Origin of the sequence: Curtobacterium sp. TC1, assembly GCF_019844075.1 — a bacterium.
GTDB lineage: Bacteria > Actinomycetota > Actinomycetes > Actinomycetales > Microbacteriaceae > Curtobacterium.
The window spans coordinates 519,576-539,764 of the sequence record NZ_CP081964.1; the positions used below are offsets into that span (position 1 = coordinate 519,576).

Below are 20,189 nucleotides of genomic sequence, written 5' to 3' on the forward strand. Positions count from 1 at the left end.
GTGACGAATTCCCTGACTGCAGATCGTCCGGTCGCCCTGGTGACCGGTGCCACCCGCGGCATCGGCCGCGCGATCGCCGCCGACCTCGGCCGCACCCACCACGTGCTCGTGGGTGGCCGGTCCGCCGAGGCGGTGGACGCCCTCGTCGCGGAGCTGCCGAGCGCGGTGCCGTTCGTCGGTGACCTGGGCGCGGGCGAGTTCCCCGCGCTGCCCGAGCGGCTCGACGTGCTCGTGCACTCCGCCGGCGTCGAGCAGGGCACGACCGTCGCCGACACCCCGCGTGCCGTGTGGGAGCAGGTCTTCGCGACGAACGTGTTCGCCGTCGCCGAGCTCACCCGGCTGGCGCTGCCCGCACTCCGGACGGCGCGGGGCATCGTGGTGCCGATCAACAGCGGTTCCGGGTTCCACTCCGGCCCCGGTGGTGGCGTGTACGCGGCGTCGAAGTTCGCACTGCGGGCCTTCGCCGACGCCCTGCGTGAAGAGGAGCGGGCGAACGGCGTGCGGGTGTCGAGCGTGCACCCCGGACGGACCGACTCGGACATGCAGCGGCAGCTCGTGGCGAAGCTCGGGGAGTCCTACGACACCGACTACTACCTGGCGCCCGAAGACGTGGCCGCCGCGGTCCGCACCGTCGTCGACCTGCCCGAGCGCGGTACCGTCGAGTCGCTCGCGATCCGACCGACCCGACGGCGCTGACCGCGGTCTACGACAGCCCGATGCGCGCGTCGAGTTCCAGACGCTCCAAGAACGTCTCGTCGTGGCTGACCACGACGAGCGCTCCGCGGTAGGCCCGCAACGCGTCGACGAGCTGGTCGACGCTCGTCAGGTCGAGGTCGTTCGTCGGCTCGTCGAGCACCAGCAGCTGCGGCGGCGGGTCGGCCAGCACCAGCGCCGCGAGCGCCACCCGGAACCGTTCCCCGCCGGACAGCGCCCCGGCCGGTCGGTCGACGGTGTCGCCGCGCACCAGGAACTCCGCGAGCCGGTTCCGCACCTCGGCGACGGCGACGTGCGGGGCGTCCCGGCGCACGTTGTCGAGCACGGTCGCGGCGTCGTCGAGGGTGTCCTTCCGCTGCGGCAAGTAGGCGATCCGGTCGACGTGCGCGACGGCCGTGGTCGCCGGCAGCGGGTGCTCCCGGGCTTCCGGCGCACCGACGAGCTGTTCGAGCAGGGTGGACTTCCCGACGCCGTTGTCCCCGGTGACCGCGATCCGTTCCGGTCCCTGCACGATCACGTCCCGCCCACGCACCGTGACGGTGGCGATCTGCCGAGACGCGGGAACGCCCGGGTCGGGCAGGGTCACGTGGATGGACTCGTCGTCGCGGAGCCGGAGCTGTGCTTCCCGCTTTGCCTCGAGGGCAGCGGCCTCGTCGTCGGCGTACCCGACGCGGAGCCGACCGGCGGTCTGCTCTCCCTTCTTCCGCATCTCGTTCGCGTAGCCCTTCGGCATGTTCTCGACCGCTTTCACCCCGGCGCGAGCACGACGGGCGATCTTCGTCTCGGCCTCGATGCGCTGTCGTTTCTCGGTCCGGTGCCGCTGCTCGGCGACGCGGACCTCGCGCTCGACGGCCGCCTGCTGCACGGCCAGGTGCTCCTCGAACGCGCTGAACGTCCCACCGAACACGGTCATCGACCCGGACCGCAGCTCCACGGTCTCGTCGACGTGCTCGAGGAGCTCCCGGTCGTGGCTCACCACCACGAGGGTCCCGCGCCAGTCGTCGACCAGGTCGAGCAGGAGCCCGCGTGCCCGCCGATCGAGGTTGTTCGTCGGCTCGTCGAGGAACGCGATCGGACGGCCGCGCAACCGGACCCCGGCGACGGCCACGAGCACGGCCTGCCCGCCGGACAGCGTCGACACCGGGCGCTCCAGGTCGGCGCCGTCGAGCCCGACGCTCGCGATCGCGGCGGCGGCCCGCTCCTCGAGGTCCCAGTCGTCGCCGACCGCCTCGAAGTGCTCGGGCGACGCGTCACCGGACAGCACGGCCCGGAGCGCGGTGAGCGTCGACCGGATGCCGAGCAGGTCGGCGACGGTCTCGTCCTCCCCGACCGCAAGGCGTTGGGGCAGGTGGTCGACGGGACCCGACGTCGAGATGGTGCCCGACGTGGGGTGGAGTCGGCCGGTGGCGAGCCGGACCAGCGTGGACTTGCCGGCCCCGTTCCTCCCGACCAGGCCGGTCCGGCCCCGCCCGAAGGCGGCGGTGAGGTGGTCGAGCGCGACGGTGCCGTCGGGCCAGGCGAACGTGACGTCGTGCAGGACGACGGATGGACTGCTGGGCATGGGGATGCCTCCCGGTGTCGATGCTGGGCGCACGACACCGAACCCACCGCTGTGCGGTGGAGCGCCCGACGGAGGGCGCGCGATCACGGTGTCAGCGCGTGGGCTGAGCAGAACCGGTGATCGACAGCAATCCGTCTTCTTCCGTCGGGGACCCCCGTGACCGCCATCCGCGCCGCCGGTCGGTCTCCCGCCCCGGGGCCTCGCGATGACGACGAGGTGCCACCCACGGTAATCCCGGCCACGGGGACGCGCAAGGGATGACAGGCTGGGGGCATGCCGGAGAACCTGTTGCCGAACCCGTCGACGAACCCCGAGACCCTGCTGCCCGCCGAACCCGAGGTGACCGCAGCGCTCGCCGCCGACGCACCCGTCGCCAGCGTGGTGGTGTCGCACCCCTCGTCGAGCCTGGCGTGGGCCCTGCTCGCCGACGAGGCCTGGGCGCGCGGCGCGACCCTGGAGTCCTACGCGTACGCCCGTGTCGGATACCACCGCGGGCTCGACGCCCTGCGCAAGGCCGGGTGGCGCGGTGTCGGTCCGGTGCCGTGGTCGCACGAACCGAACCGTGGCGTCTTGCGGGCGCTGTTCGCCCTGCGCCGTGCGGCCGAGGCGATCGAGGAGCCCGGCGAGGCCGAGCGCCTGACCGACTTCCTGAACGCGAGCGACCCCGAGGCCCTGCGCGCCCTGTCCGCGGGCGCGTAGCGCGGCGCGGCCGACGATCCGCGCCCCGTGGCGGTCATCGCGCCCCGAAGAGACGGGGCGCGATGACGCCAGCGGGGCGCGGACGAGCCCGCCGCGACCCGCCTACGCGAGCAGCACGCTCCAACTGAACGCCTGCGGCCAGAGCTGGTGCTCCGGCAGCACATCGAGGCCGCACGCCCGGCTGCCGAGCCCGTGCTGTGCCGCGTCGAGGTACAGGTACAGGTGGTCCGACGTCGGCAGCTCGTACGGGTGCTCGGCGCGGTCGATCTGCTGCGCGGTCCACGGCGTCAGGGTGAACCCCGCACGGTGCGACCCCACGGTGGACACCGTGAACGGGCCGACCGACAGTGACCGCAGCGACGGCCGGTGCCCGGTCTCCTGCGGTCTGGAGTACTCCACCCCGAGCGACCGCACCGGCGCGCTGAACCGACCGACCCGGGCAGCGTGCGACGAGTCGGCGTACGACTCCAGCGGTCCGGTCCCGAACCACGTCGCGTCCTCGTCCGCGAGCGACGCGGGCAGGTCGAACCGCACGCCGATCCGCGGCCAGGTGACGTCCCACGCGCCGAACGGCACCGCGTCGGTCTGCAGCACCAGCCCCTCGGCGGTCAGGGTCCAGCGGTGCGTGACGTAGAGGCCCCAGCCGCTGTTCGCCGCGGCCACGCGCACCCGCTGTTCCAGGCCGGAGTCGGTCCGTGACACGGACACCAGCCGGTGCGTCAGCCGGTCCAGGCCCCGGTCCCGCCAGCGCGTGGCCGACGGGGGAGCGTCCGGGTCGCCGACGCCGTGCGTCAGCACCGGGTCCGCGGTCTCGTAGCCGCCCTGCGAGGCCAGTCGGTCGTTGTCGGTCGGGGCGCGCCAGAGTTCCAGGCGAGGGCCCGCGACCTCGTGTCCCTTCCAGGACACCAGTGCGCCGCGGTCCGAGAACGTCCCGTCGCCGAGACGGTCGCCGTCCCACCCCTGCCGGGAGGCCCGTGGTGCGTCCGCCACGCGGCTCGCGACGAGCCGCTGGGTGCGTGCGACGACGTGGCCGGTGTCGGCCCATGCCGTCGGGCCCGCCAGTTCGGCGGTCAGGTCGAGCCAGAGCTCGTCGCCGGCGGCGAGTTCGGCCGTGGCCGCGTCGAGCACCTCGGTCGGCACCGGGACGGTCGCCGACTCGCGGGCCGCCACCACGCCGGCGGCGAACCGACCGGAGGCCTCGACGACGCCGTTGCGCGACAGGGTCCAGCAGAACCGCAGCCCGGCGGTCGATGCCGAGTGGTACCGGTTCTCGACCAGGATCGTCGTGTCCGAGACCGCCAGGCGGACCGGGGCGACGACGGCCGCGAACTCGGCGAGCCCGGGCGTCGGGGTGTCGTCGGGCAGGACCAGGCCGTCCATCACGAAGTTGCCGTCGTGCACGACCTCGCCGAAGTCGCCGCCGTAGGCGTAGTAGTCCTCGCCGGTGGGCGTCGTCGCGAGCAGGCCGTGGTCCCGCCACTCCCACACGAACCCGCCGTGCAGGCGCGGGTACCGGTCGACCAGGGCCTCGTACTCGGCGATCTGCCCCGGGCCGTTGCCCATGGCGTGCACGTACTCGCAGTGGATGAACGGCTTCGAGCGCTGCCGTGCCGCCTCGGCGGGGCCGCAGCCGAGCAGGGGCGTCGGGGTGCCGCCGCCGATGGACTCGGTCTCCTGCAGCGTCGGGTACATCCGCGAGTACACGTCGGTGTACTCGCCCGTGTAGTCGCCCTCGTAGTGCACGGGGCGCTCGGCGTCGCGGTCGTGCACCCACTGCGACATCGCGGCGAGGTTCCGGCCGGTGCCGGACTCGTTGCCGAGCGACCACATCACGATGGACGGGTGGTTCTTGTCCCGCTCGACGGTGCGGGCGACGCGGTCGAGGTAGGCCTCGGCCCAGTCCGGGTCGTCGGAGGGGTTGCCGACCCAGCCGGTGAAGATGAACCCGTGGGTCTCGAGGTCGGTCTCGAGGATCACCCAGAAGCCGAGCTCGTCGGCCAGGTCGAGCACACGGGGGTGCGGCGGGTAGTGCGAGGTCCGGATCGCGTTGACGTTGTTGCGCTTCATGAGCGCCATGTCCGCGCGAGCGTGCTCCTCGTCGAAGACGCGGCCGCGCACGGGGTGGGTCTCGTGCCGGTTCACGCCGTGGAACACCACGCGCTCGCCGTTGACCAGGAACCGGTCGCCCTCGATCGACACGGTGCGGAAGCCGAGCCGCAACGAGACGGTCTCGCCACCGGCGGTACCGCCGGCGTCGGTGCCGGTCGACACCGTCGCGTCGTAGAGCCTCGGCAGTTCCGCGCTCCACGGCTCGACGCCCTCGACCGCGATCGGGGTGACGTCGTCCGCCGTCGCCCAGGTCACGTCGACACCCAGGTCGGGCACCGCGAACCGCACCGGGAACACGGCGTCGAGCGTCGGGAACGTGATCGTCCCGCTGCCGGTCGCGGGCCGTCCGGACGCCGCGGTCCCGGCCGTCGCGGCGCTCCCGAGCGTCGGGCTCCACCCGGCGCGGACGAACACGTCGTCGATCGGTGCCGTGGGACGGGCGAGCAGCGTGACGTCGCGGAAGATGCCCGGCAGCCACCACTGGTCCTGGTCCTCGAGGTACGAGGCCGCCGACCACTGGTGCACCCGGACGGCCAGGTCGTTCGACCCCGGTCGCAGCAGCTCAGTGACGTCGAACTCGGTCGTCAGGCGGGACCCGGTCGACCAGCCCACGAGCGTGCCGTTCAGCCAGACCCGGAAGTGCGACTCGACCCCGTCGAAGCGCAGCAGCACACGGCCGGCCGCCGTGAAGGACGCCGGCAGCTCGAACGAGCGTCGGTGGTCACCGGTGGGGTTCTCGTCCGGCGGGTGCGGCGGGTCGATCGGGAACGGGTACTGCAGGTTCGTGTAGCTCGGCGACCCGTGGCCGTGCAGCACCCAGTGCGACGGCACCGGCAGCTCGCCCCAGGCGGGGTCGTCGTCCACGACGTCGTCGGTGGCGAACGCGTCGGACACCGACGCGACCGGCGACCACCGGAAGCGCCAGTCGCCGTTCAGCGACAGCGAGGGTGCGTCGGTGTGGAGCGCGGCCCGTGGCGGGAGCCGTGATGCCGAACCCGGCGAGGTCGAGTGGAGGTCGTCGAGTGCGGAGATGGTCAACCCTTGACCGATCCTTCCGTGAGGCCCCCGCGCCAGAAGCGCTGCAGGACGATGATGGCGATGACGAGCGGGATGACCGAGACGAGCACCCCGCCGGTGGTGAGCTGGTAGAACTCCGGCAGGCGGTCGACCTGCGAGCGCCAGTTGTTCAACCCCAGTGTGATCGGGTACAGCTTCTGGTCTGCCAGCATGATGAGCGGCAGGAAGAAGTTGTTCCAGATGCCGACGACCTGGAACAGGAACACGGTCACCAGGGCCGGGGTCATCTGGCGGAGCACCACGGTGTGGAAGATCCGGAGCTCGCTCGCACCGTCGATGCGTGCCTGCTCGAGGAGCGTGGTGTCCACCGACGCGGCGGCGTACACCCGGCACAGGAACAGTCCGAACGGGGAGACGAGGCTCGGGATGAGCACGCTCCAGTAGGTGTCGGTCAGGCCCAGCGTCGAGAACAGCAGGAACAGCGGCAGCGCCGTCGCGGTCCCCGGCACGAGCACGCCGCCGAGGATCGTGCCGAACACGAACTGCCGACCCTTGAAGTCGTACTTCGCCAGCGCGTACCCGCCGGCCGCGGCGAAGTAGGTCGCCAGGACCGCACCGACGCCGGAGTACAGGATGCTGTTCGCGATCCAACGGACGAAGATGCCGCCGTCGTACGTGAACACCTGCTGCAGGTTGCTCCACAGGGCGAACTCGCCGCCGAACCAGAACCCGTTCGTCGAGAACAGTGCCCCGGTGGTCTTCGTCGCGGCGATGACGACCCAGTACAGCGGGACGAGGAAGTACAGCGCGACGATGACGAGGATGCCCGTCACCACGATCTGCGATCGCGGGGACCGGTCGAGCTTGCGGCGCTGGTGCGCCGAGATCGACGTGGTGTCCACGGGGACGGCGGTCTTCGCCGTGAGCTTGAGGCCGGAGGTGAGCTTCCGGCGGAACTGGTTCTGCAGGCTCGTGAAGACCAGTCGATGTTCTGCTCCTTCGACGCCGGCACGAAGACGTCCTCGTTGTAGTTCTGGCCGGAGAACCACTTGCTCGGCTTCTCGCGCTGCGCACCGATGTAGTCGACCGCGGGCGACCACCCGATGCCGCAGTACTTGATCATCGCGTCGATGCCCTCCTTCGAGGTGGTCATCCACGTGATGAACTCGAGCGCCTCCTTCGGGTGCTTCGCGTTCGCCAGGACCGCCGCCGTCGAGCCGCCGATCGCGCTCGACCCGAAGCCGTCGGAGCCCCACTTCTGCATCGGGGCGACCTTCCACTTGCCCTCGCCGCCCTGCACCGACTCGATCAGGGCGTCGCCCCAGCTCGCGCTCGTGACCGCGGCGATCTTGCCGCTGGCGGCCGAGGCGTACCAGCCGGGGGAGTACGCGCCGGCAGAAGTGTCGACGAGCTTGTCGTCGATGACCCCGTCGAAGAAGTCCGCGACCATCAGGGTCTTGTCGTCGGTCATGTCGACGAACCACTCGTCGCCGTCGACCTTGAACCAGCGGGCACCGGCCTGCTGCGCGTACGCGGCGAACGGCGACGCGTCGGACACCGGGAACACCTCGAGGTAGTTCTGCTTGCCGGTCCCCCGGAACTTCTCGGCCAGGTCGCGCCACTCGTCCCACGTCGTCGGGGGTTCGCCGCCGGCCTGCTCGAGGAGCGCCGTCTGGTAGTAGAACCCCATCGGACCGGTGTCCTGCGGGATGCCGTAGACACCGTCCACGAACGACACCTGCGCCCACGCGGCCTCGTCGTACTTCGACTCGAAGTCCTTCGCGCCGTACCGGGCGAGGTCGACGAGGCCGTTGGCGAGCATGAACTCGGGGATCTGCCGGAGCTCGACCTGGCCGATGTCCGGGCCGCCGCCGGCCGCGAGCGCTGAGTACATCTTCTGGTACCCGCCGCTGTTGCCGCCGGGGATCCAGTTCGCCGACACCTGGATGTTCGGGTGCGTCGTGTTCCAGACGTCGCAGACCTTCTGCAGGTCCTTCAACCATGCCTAGTAGGTGAGCTGGACGGTCTCGCCCGACGCGGCGGCCGGCACGAGGGCGGCCTTGTTCACGTTGGTGGAACCGGGGACCGCGCAGCCGGCGAGCAGCCCTGCCGCCGCCGTGCCGATGCCGAAGCCCAGGAGTTGTCGTCGGGAGATGGGTCGTGGTCGTGGCGTCATTGCCGTACTCCGGTTCGTCGTCGATTCGGGGTCGTGATCAGGAAACCACAAAACCGAGCGTCGTTGCAGTTTCGCGCCTGGGTGTTCGCTCCCGACTGTGGACGCCCGGCGGCAGCGAGGTGGAGTGTGGTCGCACGTGAGAGCGCCGGGGCTCATCGGCTCCGGCAACCGTCCGAGAGGAGCTGCCATGACGTCGACCAACGCGACGAGCGAACTGCACCGGATCCTGGGAGAGCGACTGGAGGGCGGCGGCACCTGGGCCTGGGCCTACGCCGACGTCTCCGGCAACGTCGAGGATCCCCGACGGCAGGCGGCGCTCAAGCTCCGCGGCGTCGAGGAGGGGCTCCGCGCGCAGGGCGCATCCGACGAGGTCGTCGACGCCGTCGCCGGTGAGTTCGAGCAGGAGCCCGGCGTCCCCTCGCCCGTGAACCGCTACGTGCTCGTGCACGACGGCGAGGTCGTGCTGAGCGAGGTCCTGCCCGGGCAGCTGCACGGCCCGGAGTCCGTCGGCGTCGGAGCCGTACCGGACCTCGTGCCGCTCGTCGCCCACCGCCCCGTCGACCTGCCCTTCCTCGTGGTGCACGCCGGCAAGGAAGGCGGGGCGTTCCGTGCCTACCGCCTCGGACACGCCCCGGTCGCCGGGAACACCTCCGAGCAGCAGGTCCAGGGTCGGAACGACACCCTGCACTACGCCAAGGCCGGCACCGGGTGGAAGCAGCCGCACTGGCAGCAGCACACCGAGGAGATCTGGAAGCAGAACTCCTCGGAGACCGCGGCCGCCGTCGACGAGACCGTGCGGACGATCCGCCCCGGGCTCGTCGTCGTCGCCGGGGACGTCACCGCGCGCGAGTTGCTGGTGAAGGCGTTCTCGGCGGAGACCCGCGCGCTCGTGTCGGTGTTCCCGGGCGACCCGCGCGCCGACGCCGGCTCGAAGCAGGCGTTCGTCGAGCACGTCGAGACCGCACTCGCCCGCGTCGTCGCCACCCGCCGCCACGACCTGGAGGACTCGCTCCGCACCCACGTCGGCCGCGGTGACAACCAGGTCGTCACCGGCCTCGGACCCGTCGTCGAGGCGCTGGAACAGGCCCAGGGTGCGACGGTCGCGCTCGACGCCGTGGCCATCGGCGACCGGACGCTGCTCGCGCTCGCCGGGGCACCGTGGGTCGCCACCGCACCGGAGCAGGCCGCCGGGACGCCGGTCATCGGCGCGGTGCCGGCGGTGTGCGCGCTGGTGCGGGCCGCGGTGCTGACCGACGCCGAGCTCGTGCTCGTCAACGCCGCGTCGCTGCCCGGGGGAGCCCCGGCCGCCGCGCTGCTGCGCTGGCCCGTCGGCCCGGTCGTCCCCGCCTAGTTCGCGGAGCCGTGCGCGCCCCGCCCGTGCGCCCGCGCGCCCGCCCGCCCCGCCCGCGCGCCCCGAGGTTCCGAAATCTCGGCATCTCGGGGCTCGCACCGCGGTTCGTCGGAACCTCGGCGAACCGCATGCGGCGAGTCGTGGAACCTCGGCGCCTCGACCCCGGGCGGGTCGTGGGACCTCGGCAGGCTGACGCCGCGCGAGTCGTGGGACCTCGGCGCCCCGACCCCGCACGGGTCAGTCGTGTGACCGGTCCGCGCTCGGGACCAGCGGGAGCGCCAGCAGGGGCAGCACGGCGACGATGCCGAACGACGCCGCGAACCCGAGCGCCGTGACCAGCGCGCCGATGCCCGGGCCGACGGCGCTCGCCGCGATGAACTGCCCGGTGTTCTGCGTGCCGAGTGCCCGGCCGGACCAGAAGGGCCCGGCAGCCTCGGCGACCGAGGTGTAGGCGAGGCCGTTGTCCGCCACCGTGACGCTCGTCGCGATGACCAGGAACACGGCCCCGGCCGCCAGGTGGGTGACGTCGACCAGGGCGAGCAAGCCCATCACGACGGCGGCGCTCACCACGACGACCCGCAGCGGTCCGACCCGCGAGCCGGCGCGGTCGCTCCACACCCCGACGAGGATCCGTCCGATCGCCCCGACGAACTGCGACGCGCCGACGAGCAGCCCGGCCGCGGGGGTCGACCAGCCCAGCCCGACGAGCCACACCAGTCCGTAGGTCGACAGCGTGAACTGCGGCACGACGAGCAGGATCGACACCGCGTGGATCCGCCACAGGAAGCCGCTCGACCGGTAGGGGTTCGCCGTCGTCTCGGCCGAGGCCGTGTGCCGGGCCGGCCGTGGCGGGTTCTGGATGCCGCCGGCGCAGAGCACCGCGAGCACGACGCACAGGACGATCGGCAGGACGAGGGCCGCGCGGATCCCGGACCCCTCGGCGAGCTGCGGGACCGTGACGGCCGCGAGCGTGACCCCCAGCGGCTGCGACATCTGCCGGATCCCCATGGCCAGCCCGCGCCGCTCCTTCGGGAACCACCCGACGACGACCCGGCCGCTCGCCGCGTTCGTCGAGGCGCTGGTCATGCCGGCCGCCAGGAACGCCAGCCCGAGCAGGACCGGGTCACCCGCGGCGAACCAGGCGCCGACCACCGCGAGGGTCGTCAGCACCAGCCCGCCGGCGATCACGATCCGTTCGCCGAACCGGTCGGTGATCGCGCCCCAGGCGATGAGCGTCAGGACCATGCCGAACGTCGGTGCGGCGGCGAGGACCCCCGCCACGGTGAGGGACGTGCCGTTCGCGTGCAGGTACGGGATGAGCAGTGCCGGAGCCGTCACCACGAGCGTGCCGGCGGCCTGCGCGGCGACCCCGAGCGCGAGCATGGTCCACGCTCGGGGTCCGATCGTGCCGGAGGTCCGGGGCGCGGCGGTCGCGGTCGGGGTGGGAGTTTGCATGCGTGTCGCATCGTTTCGCGTCGGAAGCAATTGGTATACCACAACGGTATACCATTCCGACGGTGTCCCCGCTAGAGTTGGTGGCCGTGACCGAGACGACCGATGCAACCCCGGTGTCGCAGACGGCCCAGCTCTACGACAACCTCCGCGCAGCGATCCTGACGCTCGACATCGCGCCGGGGGAGCGCATCTCGGAGCGCGGTCTCGAAGCACGGTTCCACGCCTCGCGGACCCCCGTCCGCGCCGCGCTGTCGCGGCTCGAGCGCGAGGGGCTCATCCTGCACGAGGGGCGCTCGTGGACGGTCACCCCGATCGACCTCGACGAGATCGCTTCGCTCGCCGAACTCCGCGGCGTGCTCGAACCCGCCGCTGCCCGACTCGCGGTCGAGCGGGCGAGTGCCGAACAGCTCGCCGAAGTCCGCGGGCACCTCGACACCCTCCGTCCGACGCCCGACCAGCAGGCCGGCATCCGCATGGGATCGACGTTCCACCTCGACCTGGCCGCGCTCGGCGGCAACCGGTTCATCACCGACGCGATCGCCGACGCCCTGACCCGTCTCGAGCGCACCCGGTGGATCGAGGTGCGCACGCCCGAGGCCCGCGACGCCGCGTGGGACGAGCACAGCGCGATCATCGACGCCGTGCGTGACGGCGACGCCGACCGCGCGGCCGACCTCGTCGCCGCGCACGTCGCCGGAACGAACGACCGGTTGCTCGGCTGGATCGCCCAGGAGCGCCGCCGACTGCGCGGCGCGGGCATGACGATCGTCGGGGCCACCGAGCGCTGACGCGAACCGCGTGACCTCACGGCACTCGAGTCGCGGGACGCGCGGCGCGTGACCCGATCCGCCGTGACGCGAGCAAGGCCCTGGGCGCGACCGCCCCGGAGACGTGAGCCGACAGCAGCTGCCGGTCCGCGCCTCCTGGCCGTCGCCCGGTCGACGCCGGACGTGACCCGCTACGGGCGGTCCGCGCGCTCCTCCGTCGCGTCGAGCTGGTCGAACGTCGAGCCGCCGCTGTCGGTGCGCTCGAGCAGCGCGTCGCGCACCTCGGCCTCGTCGTGGCTCGCGCGGTTCGCCAGCTTGCTTCCGGATCGTGTCGCCTGTGACATGTCGGTGTCCTTCCCCTGTGTGTGGGCATCGTGGTGAGCGCGGGCATCCTGCCCGCCGGTGCGCTTCCTCACGGGACGTACTGAGGTCGCAACAGTGTGACGCGCTCGCTTCCGTCGCCGCAAGGCCCCCGCGTCACATGTGGAGAAGTGCCGGGGAGGAGCATGCCTAGGATGGTGCGGCCGCGCCGCAACGGTGCGACCCAGCGGACGTCGGACGGGAGGCACGGCTTGGCTGCACCGCGCACCGCACCTCCCACGGTCTACGACGTGGCCAGTGCCGCGAACGTCTCGATCGCCACCGTCTCGCGCGTGCTCCGCACGCCGGACGCCGTCCGCGAGGGCACCCGGGACCGCGTCCAGGCGGCGATCCGCAGCCTCGGCTACGTCCCCTCCGGCAACGCCCGCGCCCTCGCCGGCAAGCGCACCGGCGTCGTCGGGCTGCTGCTGCCCGGGTTCGACGTGGTGCCCGACGAGCGGCCGGACCTCGTCACCGACGGCGGCGTCCGCGTGGTCGACGACCGGCGGCACGTGACGCAGCCGTTCTCGTCCAACCTGTACTTCGACGAGGTCCTGCGCGGCGCCGAGACCGAGGCCTGGCAGCGCGGCCTCGCGCTCATGGTCGCCGCCGGTCGGGGGTCGTCGCGTGACGTGATCGTCAACGACGTCGCCGGCCGGGTGGACGGCCTCGCGGTGCTCGCACAGACCGTCCCGGACGACCTGCTCGAGCACGTCGCCCGCCGGATCCCGGTCGTGGTGCTCGCCGACGACCGGCGGTCGCACGGCTTCGACTCGGTGAGCGTCGACAACACGGCCGGCATGCGGACGCTCGCGTCGCACGTGATCGGGCGGCTCGGCATCCGGTCGCTCGCGTACGTCGCGGGTCCGATCGACTCACCGGACGACATGGAGCGCTCGACGGGCTTCCGGTCGGCGTTGGCGGACCACGGGGTGCCGGCGTCGTCGGTCCGGGTGGTGCACGGCGACTTCGGCCGGGCGCGGGCGCGGGAGCTGGCGGAGACGCTGCTGGCCGCCGACGTGCCGCGGGCCGTCGTCTGCTCGAACGACCAGTCGGCGCTCGGGGTGCTCGACGCCGCCGCTGCACAGGGACTCCGCGTGCCCGAGGACGTCGTCGTCACCGGGTTCGACGGCATCGACGCCGGGCGGTTCTCGTCACCACGGCTCACGACGGTGCACCAGCCGATGGGTGAGCTCGGGCGCGCAGCGGTGCGGGCGATCGTCGACCGGCTGGACCGCCGCGAGGGGCCGCCGCGTGCCGTCCGGCTGCCGGTCGAGGTGCTGCTGCGCGAGAGCTGCCCGCCGGCGCTGTGACGAGCGGTGCTGCGATCGGTGCTGCGATCGGTGCTGCGATCGGCGCCGCGAGCGGCGCTGCGAGCGGCACGGCGCACGGCGCGGCGGTGCGTCCCGTCCTCCGTCCGCACCGTGCGGCTTTGGTCATCCCGTGCGACGTTGACCGCCCGGTGCGGGCCTGTGACCGCGCACGGAGCGCGCAGCCTTGCACCCGGCGACGGAACGCGCACCGTGCGCAGCGACCCTCGCTCCGATCCTCGCTTCGACCCTCGCTACCGCGGCCCGCTGCCGCGTACCGCCCCGGCACGGAACCCCGGTGTTGCGCGACGCGATGTAAGCGCATACATTGACCCAGTACCGATTCGACACGGAGGTCGACCGAGCAATGACGCTTCCCCCACAGCGCAACGGCACCCGACGACGCGGACGACTCGTCGCGGCGATCGCCGGGCTCGCAGCAGTGGCCCTCATGGCCACGGGCTGCAGCATCCAGGTCCGGTCCGAACCCGATCCCACGATCGGCAAGGACACGATGCTCATCAACGCGGACCGCGGCAACCCGCTGTTCGACCGCAACTTCAACCCGTACATCGCGAACGCCCGCACGGCCTCCAAGTGGATGTACGAGCCGCTCATCGAGATCAACCCGCTCGACGGCAAGGGCACCCCGTGGCTGGCCAGCAAGTGGAGCCAGCCCGACGCGAAGACGATCGACATGACGATCCGCCAGGGCGTCGAGTGGTCCGACGGCTCGCCGTTCTCGGCGAAGGACGTCGTCTTCACGTTCGACCTGCTGAAGAAGTTCCCCGCCATGGACGTCAAGGGGGCCTGGCAGCACATCGAGCGCATCGAGCAGGACGGCGACCACGTCGTCTTCCACCTCAAGAGCGAGGACGTCCCGAGCCTCAACATCATCGGCGCGACGTACATCCTCGGCGAGCAGCACTGGCGCGGGGTGAAGGACCCGACCACGTGGCGGGACCCGAACCCGGTCGGCACCGGTCCGTTCGTGCTCGGGAACTACACCGACCAGCAGTACTCGATGAACAAGAACCCGACGTACTGGCAAGCCGACAAGATCGCCATCAAGCACCTCATCCTGCCGGCGACGAACACGCAGCTCGACACCGTCACGCGCGGTTACGACTGGGCGTACTCGTTCATCTCCGACGTCAAGGGCACCTGGGGTGCCGCGTCCGAGACGAACCAGTGGTGGTTCCCGGCCGGCGGTGTGATCGGCCTCATCCCGAACCTGACGAAGGCGCCGTACAACGACGTCAACGTCCGCAAGGGCATCTCGCTCGCGCTGAACCGTGACGACATCGCCGAGACCGCGTCCGAGGGCAACCTGTCGGCAGCGGGCCAGACCGGCCTGATCCTGCCGAACCAGGAGCAGTACCTCAACCCGGACATCCCCGACCAGGGCATGATCACGCAGGACGTCGACGCCGCGAAGCGCGAACTCGCGAAGTCCGGCTACACCGAGCAGGGCGGCAAGATCATGAAGGACGGCAAGCAGCTGTCCATCACCATCATGACCGCGAACGGCTACTCGGACTGGCTCCGTGCCGCGCAAGAGGTCCGCCGGTCCCTGACGGCCATCGGCATCAAGGTGACGATCCAGGCCCCGCAGCCCGCCGGGTACCAGCAGAACATCAACAACGGCACCTTCGACATGGCGATGGGCGGCATGGGCAACGGCGACGTCTACCAGGCGTTCAACTCCCTGCTCAGCAGCGACTTCTACCAGCCGGTCGGCAAGTCGACGGTGAACAACTACGAGCGCTACAAGAACGCCGACACCCAGAAGCTCCTCGACGAGTACAAGGCGACGACGGACCCCGCGAAGCAGCAGGAGATCCTGAACCAGCTGCAGGAGATCGTGTACGACGACCTGCCCGTCATCGGCATGTACTACGGCGGGCTCTGGGGCCTGTTCAACACCGGCAAGTTCGTCGGGTGGCCCACCGCGAAGGACCCGTACATGGCACCGCAGAACTACGACTCCGCGCCGCTGCTCATCTTCACGAAGCTCCGGCTGCGTGACAGCGCAGCCGGCAAGCAGATCCTGCAGGAGCAGAAGGCGCAGGGGGACCAGAAGTGAAGTACATCCTGCAGAAACTCGTCCTGTTCGTCCTGACCCTCTGGGCCGCGGTCACGCTGAACTTCCTGCTCCCGCGCCTGATGCCCGGCAGCCCGGCCGACGCCGCGCTCGCGAAGCTCAGCCAGAACGGTCCGGTCACCGACGCCACCAAGAAGGCCATCGAGGCCCAACTCGGCGTCCCCACCGGCAACCTGTGGGACCAGTACGTCAGCTACCTGCACCAGGTCATCACCCTCGACTTCGGCACGAGCTACACGTTCTACCCGCAGCCCGTCGGTGACCTCGTCGCGAAGGCCCTGCCGTACACGCTGATCCTGGTCGGCGTCGTCACGATCCTCGCGTTCGTGCTCGGCACCCTCATCGGTGTCGCGGCGGCGTGGAAGCGCGGCACCTGGCTCGACTCGCTCCCGACGCTGTCGGGCTCGTTCATGTCGACGTTCCCGTACTTCTGGACCGCTCTGCTCCTGCTGTTCTTCCTCGGCTACGTGCTGCACTGGTTCCCGACGACGGGCGCCTACTCGGCGACCACCACCCCGGGGCTCAACGGAGCGTTCGCAGCCGACGCCCTGCAGCACGCGGTGCTGCCCGCGGTGACGATCCTGGTGACGAGCCTCGGTGGCTGGATCATCGGCATGCGCAACGCGATGATCAACACCCTCGGTGACGACTACGTGACGTTCGCCGAGGCGAACGGCCTCCGCGGCCGCACCGTGGCGATCCGCTACGCGGCCCGCAACGCGATCCTGCCGAACCTGACCGGGTTCGGTCTCGCCCTCGGTGGCGTGGTCGGCGGTTCGGTGCTGGTCGAGCAGGTCTTCGGCTACCCCGGCATCGGCTACCTGCTGTTCAACGCCGTCATCGGCCAGGACTACCCGCTCATGCAGGCCCTCTTCCTGATGATCACCGTGTCGGTGCTCATCGCCAACTTCATCGTGGACGTCATGTACGGCGTCCTGGACCCGAGGACGCGTCGATGACCAACACCACCACTCCGGACGCCACAGTCGCAGTCCGCACGCAAGACGAAGAACAGCACGCCCCGAGCAAGCTCCGTGCAGCCGCCCGCCAGTTCGGCGTGGTCTGGTCGAACTCGAAGGCCCGGATCGGCATCATCATCCTCGGGGTGTTCGTGCTGGTCGCGATCTTCGCGCCGCTCCTGGCCCCGTACGGCGCCAGCCAGAACGGGTTCGCCCGTTCCGCCGACGCGACCGCCGACCACTGGATGGGCACCACCGCCGCCGGCGAGGACGTCCTGTCCCAGATCATCTACGGCGCACGGATCTCCGTGATGGTCGGCGCGGTCGCGGGCATCCTGTCCACGCTCGTCGCCGTCGCGATCGGCCTCAGCTGGGGCTACGTCCGCGGGTGGATCGGCGAGGTCATCGGGTTCGTCGTGAACCTGTTCCTGGTCATCCCGGGTCTGCCCCTGATGATCGTCATCGCCGCGTACCTGCAGAACGGCGGGATCGCCGTCATCATCGCGGTGATCGTCGTCACCGGCTGGGCCTGGGGCGCTCGCGTCCTGCGCAGCCAGACGCAGTCCCTGCGTGGCCGCGACTTCGTGACGGCGGCGCAGTTCTCCGGTGACGGTGCGACCCGCATCGTGTTCCGCGAGATCCTGCCGAACATGACCTCGCTCATCGTCGGCTCGTTCTTCGGGGCGGCCACGAGCGCGATCCTGGCCGAGGCCGGCCTCGAGTTCCTCGGGCTCGGCGACTCGTCGATCGTCAGCTGGGGCACGATCCTCTACTGGGCGCAGAACTCCAACGCACTGCTCACCGGCCAGTGGATCCTGCTCTTCGCCCCCGGCCTCTGCATCGCGCTGCTCGCGATGAGCCTCACCCTGATCAACTTCGGCGTCGACGCCGTCTCCAACCCGCGGCTGCGCGAGGGCGCGCGTCGTCCCAAGGGAGCCAAGAATGCCTGAATCCACCCTGGAGGCCCGTCCCGGGTCCGCCCCGCAGGCTGCGGACGTCCTGCTCGACGTCCGCGACCTGTCGGTCGTCTACGAGTCGGCCGGCCAGACGGCCGTCCAGGCGGTCGACCACGTGTCGTTCCAGCTTCGGAAGGGCGAGTTCGTCGGCCTGGTCGGCGAGTCCGGTTCGGGCAAGTCGACGCTCGGCTACGCGCTGACACGGCTGCAGAAGCCGCCGGCGCGCACGAACGGCGGCAGCATCGTCTTCAACGGCCACGACATCCGCGACCTCGACGAGGAAGCACTCCGCCAGCAGCGCCAGGGCGGTTTCGCCATGGTGCTGCAGTCCGGCATGAACGCACTGAACCCGGTGCGCACCGTCCGGAACCACTTCATCGACATCTTCAAGGCGCACGGCCACGTGTCGCGCGACCGCTGGGACGCCCGGATGAAGGAGCTCATCGAGAAGGTGAAGCTGCCGACGTCGATGCTCGCCTGGTTCCCCGGGGAGCTCTCCGGCGGCATGCGGCAGCGCGTCTCGATCGCCCTGGCGTTGTCGCTCGAGCCGCAGCTCATGGTGTTCGACGAGCCGACCACGGCGCTCGACGTGCTCGTGCAGCACGCCGTCATGGACACGATCATCGAGCTGCAGCAGTCCGAGGGCTTCACGGCCATCCTGATCAGCCACGACCTCGGCATCGTGCTCGAGGCCACCGAGCGCGTGCTCGTGATGCACGAGGGCCGCATCGTCGAGGACGGCGGCTCGAAGGAGCTCCTGCGCAACCCGCAGGACGCGTACACGCAGATGCTGCTCTCGCACTACGCCGACCCGCGGGCCGAGGTCGTGTCCCTGCCCGGGTTCCCGGACCGGTCGCAGCGTGCGACGTCGGGCGAGAAGCGGCAGGAGGCGACGTCGTCGTTCAGCACCGTCGGTTCGCGTGAGCGCTCGGCGGCGAAGAACCCGATCGTCGTCTCGAACATCGTGAAGACGTACCCGGCTCCGCGCCGCGGCGAGCAGCCCGTGCAGGCGGTGCGCGACGTGTCGTTCACGCTCGAACCGGGGCAGTCGCTCGCCCTGGTCGGCCAGTCCGGATCGGGCAAGTCGACGATCGCGAAGCTGCTGACCGGGGTCGAGAAGCCGACGACCGGTACCGTCCGGTTCGGCGACCTCGACGTCGCGCGGCTGGGCAAGCGCGGTCTGCGCGACCTCCGGTCCGAGGTGCAGATGGTCTTCCAGGACCCCTACGCGGCGCTCAACCCACTGCACACGGTGGAGTACACGCTGTCCCGCCCGATCGCGAACTACACGGACCTGCAGGGCAAGGACGCGCGGCGCCGCGTGCTCGAGCTCCTCGAGACCGTGGGGCTGACCCCGGTCGAGCAGTTCGCGCAGAAGCTCCCGCACCAGCTCTCCGGTGGGCAGCGGCAGCGCGTCGTTATCGCCCGGGCACTCGCGTCCGACCCGCAGGTGATCATCGCCGACGAGCCCGTCTCGATGCTCGACGTGACGTTGCGCGCCGGCGTGCTCGCCCTGCTCGAGGACCTGCGCGAGCAGTGGGGCGTCTCGCTCCTCTACATCACGCACGACCTGCTCAGCGCGCGCCTCATCACCGACGACATCATGGTGCTCCACGAGGGCGCCGTGGTCGAGCGCGGGCACACGGCCGAGGTGCTGCAGAACCCGCAGGACCCGTACACGATCGCTCTGCTCGACGCCGTGCCGAACCCCCGCCGCGCCCTCGCGGAGGGCCGGCTGTGACCACGCTGCACGACTTCCCGGCGGTGCCGGCGTTCGGCCACCTGCCGACGCCGGACGGTGTCGACGTCGTCGGCATCGACCTGCCGATCGGCCGCCTCACGGCGTACCGGATCGTGCCGTCCGGCCCCTCGAAGGGCACGGTCCTCATCGTCCCGGGATACACCGGCTCGAAGGAGGACTGGCGGACGTTCCTGCCGATCCTCCGCGACGCCGGGTGGTCGGCGGTCGCGATCAGCCGCCGCGGACAGGCGGACTCGGCGGCACCGGACGACCGCACGGCCTACTCGCTCGAGCACGAGGCCGCGGACGTCGTCCGCATCGCCGGACTGCTCGACGACGGGGCACCGGTCCACCTCATCGGCCACTCGCTCGGCGGTGTGATCGTCCGCGCCGCGGCGATCGCGTCCCCGACGTCGTTCCGCGACGCGACGATGTTCTGCTCCGGCCCGCACGGCTGGCAGTACCGGAAGGCCGCCGAGAAGACCATCGTCGCCGACACGTGCTCCAACCGCGCGTTGTTCGACGCGCAGAACCCGCTCTGGGCCGGCCGTCCCGACGCGGAGCTGCCCGACGACGTCCGGATGGTCCGCGAGCGGTTCGACCACACGAGCGTGCTCAGCGTGCTCGGTGGCGCGGCGATCCTCGAGGACCGCGCCGACACCACCGACGCTCTGCGTGCGACCGGGCTGCCGGTCCTCGTCGCGCACGGCGTCTGGGACGGTGCCTGGCCGATCCCGTGGCAGGCGGACATGGCCGAGCGGCTCGGCGCCGAGTACGCCGTCATCGCCGAGAGCTACCACGGCCCCCAGGTCGAGAACCCGCTCGGGACCGTCGCCGTCTTCGACACGTTCATGAGCAAGCACTGACATGAGCAAGCACTGACACGAACGCCCACTGAAAGGACCCCGTC

Annotated in this window: 17 protein-coding genes; 10 read left to right on the top strand and 7 right to left on the bottom strand. The window is 71.2% G+C overall.

The genetic code is table 11. The annotated features are described in order from the left end of the window. Entirely contained in the window at nucleotides 1-696 is a 696-nt protein-coding gene (locus KZI27_RS03680; RefSeq protein ID WP_222659363.1) for an SDR family oxidoreductase, read from the top strand. A gap of 7 nt (nucleotides 697-703) precedes the next feature. Here KZI27_RS03680 and KZI27_RS03685 read toward each other — a convergent pair whose 3' ends face one another. Continuing rightward, nucleotides 704-2,275 (bottom strand): ABC-F family ATP-binding cassette domain-containing protein, encoded by a 1,572-nt coding sequence (locus KZI27_RS03685; RefSeq protein ID WP_222659364.1) that lies wholly within the window; start codon nucleotides 2,273-2,275, stop codon nucleotides 704-706. Nucleotides 2,276-2,548: 273 nt separating this feature from the next. Between KZI27_RS03685 and KZI27_RS03690 the strand changes: the two genes are divergently transcribed. Beyond that, complete coding sequence (locus KZI27_RS03690) at nucleotides 2,549-2,974, top strand: DUF3151 domain-containing protein (protein WP_222659365.1); 426 nt, start codon at nucleotides 2,549-2,551, stop codon at nucleotides 2,972-2,974. A 102-nt stretch (nucleotides 2,975-3,076) separates the two neighbouring features. Here KZI27_RS03690 and KZI27_RS03695 read toward each other — a convergent pair whose 3' ends face one another. Genes KZI27_RS03695 through KZI27_RS20180 form a run of 4 tightly spaced genes read right to left on the bottom strand, consistent with a single transcriptional unit; the run spans nucleotide 3,077 to nucleotide 8,276 of the window. Further along, entirely contained in the window at nucleotides 3,077-6,115 is a 3,039-nt protein-coding gene (locus KZI27_RS03695; RefSeq protein ID WP_222661168.1) for a glycoside hydrolase family 2 TIM barrel-domain containing protein, read from the bottom strand. Between the two features lie 2 nt (nucleotides 6,116-6,117). Then, nucleotides 6,118-7,002 carry a carbohydrate ABC transporter permease gene (locus tag KZI27_RS03700; protein ID WP_222661170.1) on the bottom strand — a complete coding sequence of 295 codons (885 nt, stop codon included), beginning with the start codon at nucleotides 7,000-7,002 and terminating at the stop codon, nucleotides 6,118-6,120. Then, entirely contained in the window at nucleotides 6,930-8,099 is a 1,170-nt protein-coding gene (locus tag KZI27_RS03705; RefSeq protein WP_261784074.1) for an extracellular solute-binding protein, read from the bottom strand. The genes KZI27_RS03700 and KZI27_RS03705 overlap by 73 nt, the downstream gene beginning before the upstream one ends. A gap of 6 nt (nucleotides 8,100-8,105) precedes the next feature. Then, the gene (locus KZI27_RS20180; protein WP_261784075.1) at nucleotides 8,106-8,276 is read right to left on the bottom strand and encodes a twin-arginine translocation signal domain-containing protein; all 171 of its coding nucleotides are present in this window, start codon (nucleotides 8,274-8,276) and stop codon (nucleotides 8,106-8,108) included. Between the two features lie 187 nt (nucleotides 8,277-8,463). On the opposite strand from KZI27_RS20180, the gene KZI27_RS03710 reads away from it, so the two are divergent. Further along, on the top strand, nucleotides 8,464-9,627 hold the full coding sequence (locus KZI27_RS03710) for a Vms1/Ankzf1 family peptidyl-tRNA hydrolase (protein ID WP_222659366.1): 1,164 nt from the start codon (nucleotides 8,464-8,466) through the stop codon (nucleotides 9,625-9,627). A gap of 237 nt (nucleotides 9,628-9,864) precedes the next feature. Here KZI27_RS03710 and KZI27_RS03715 read toward each other — a convergent pair whose 3' ends face one another. Continuing rightward, the gene (locus tag KZI27_RS03715; RefSeq protein WP_222659367.1) at nucleotides 9,865-11,082 is read right to left on the bottom strand and encodes an MFS transporter; all 1,218 of its coding nucleotides are present in this window, start codon (nucleotides 11,080-11,082) and stop codon (nucleotides 9,865-9,867) included. Nucleotides 11,083-11,168: 86 nt separating this feature from the next. Between KZI27_RS03715 and KZI27_RS03720 the strand changes: the two genes are divergently transcribed. Next, entirely contained in the window at nucleotides 11,169-11,870 is a 702-nt protein-coding gene (locus tag KZI27_RS03720; RefSeq protein ID WP_260232923.1) for a GntR family transcriptional regulator, read from the top strand. A 170-nt stretch (nucleotides 11,871-12,040) separates the two neighbouring features. Here KZI27_RS03720 and KZI27_RS03725 read toward each other — a convergent pair whose 3' ends face one another. Further along, the gene (locus KZI27_RS03725) at nucleotides 12,041-12,193 is read right to left on the bottom strand and encodes a hypothetical protein (RefSeq protein ID WP_222659368.1); all 153 of its coding nucleotides are present in this window, start codon (nucleotides 12,191-12,193) and stop codon (nucleotides 12,041-12,043) included. A gap of 267 nt (nucleotides 12,194-12,460) precedes the next feature. Here KZI27_RS03725 and KZI27_RS03730 point away from each other — a divergent pair, with 267 nt between their 5' ends. The 6 genes from KZI27_RS03730 to KZI27_RS03755 all read left to right on the top strand — a co-directional run bounded on the left by KZI27_RS03730 (nucleotide 12,461) and on the right by KZI27_RS03755 (nucleotide 20,145). After that, nucleotides 12,461-13,522 carry a LacI family DNA-binding transcriptional regulator gene (locus KZI27_RS03730; RefSeq protein WP_261784077.1) on the top strand — a complete coding sequence of 354 codons (1,062 nt, stop codon included), beginning with the start codon at nucleotides 12,461-12,463 and terminating at the stop codon, nucleotides 13,520-13,522. A gap of 364 nt (nucleotides 13,523-13,886) precedes the next feature. After that, complete coding sequence (locus KZI27_RS03735) at nucleotides 13,887-15,605, top strand: ABC transporter substrate-binding protein (RefSeq protein ID WP_261784078.1); 1,719 nt, start codon at nucleotides 13,887-13,889, stop codon at nucleotides 15,603-15,605. Further along, nucleotides 15,602-16,582, top strand: a complete 981-nt coding sequence (locus KZI27_RS03740) for an ABC transporter permease (protein WP_123310534.1) — start codon at nucleotides 15,602-15,604, stop codon at nucleotides 16,580-16,582. The genes KZI27_RS03735 and KZI27_RS03740 overlap by 4 nt, the downstream gene beginning before the upstream one ends. Then, nucleotides 16,579-17,532: an ABC transporter permease gene (locus KZI27_RS03745; RefSeq protein WP_222659370.1), complete on the top strand. Its 954-nt coding sequence runs from the start codon at nucleotides 16,579-16,581 to the stop codon at nucleotides 17,530-17,532. The genes KZI27_RS03740 and KZI27_RS03745 overlap by 4 nt, the downstream gene beginning before the upstream one ends. Continuing rightward, entirely contained in the window at nucleotides 17,525-19,279 is a 1,755-nt protein-coding gene (locus tag KZI27_RS03750; protein WP_222659371.1) for an ABC transporter ATP-binding protein, read from the top strand. Before KZI27_RS03745 ends, KZI27_RS03750 begins: the two co-directional genes overlap by 8 nt. Further along, nucleotides 19,276-20,145 carry an alpha/beta fold hydrolase gene (locus KZI27_RS03755; protein WP_222659372.1) on the top strand — a complete coding sequence of 290 codons (870 nt, stop codon included), beginning with the start codon at nucleotides 19,276-19,278 and terminating at the stop codon, nucleotides 20,143-20,145. The genes KZI27_RS03750 and KZI27_RS03755 overlap by 4 nt, the downstream gene beginning before the upstream one ends. Nucleotides 20,146-20,189 lie beyond the last annotated feature (44 nt).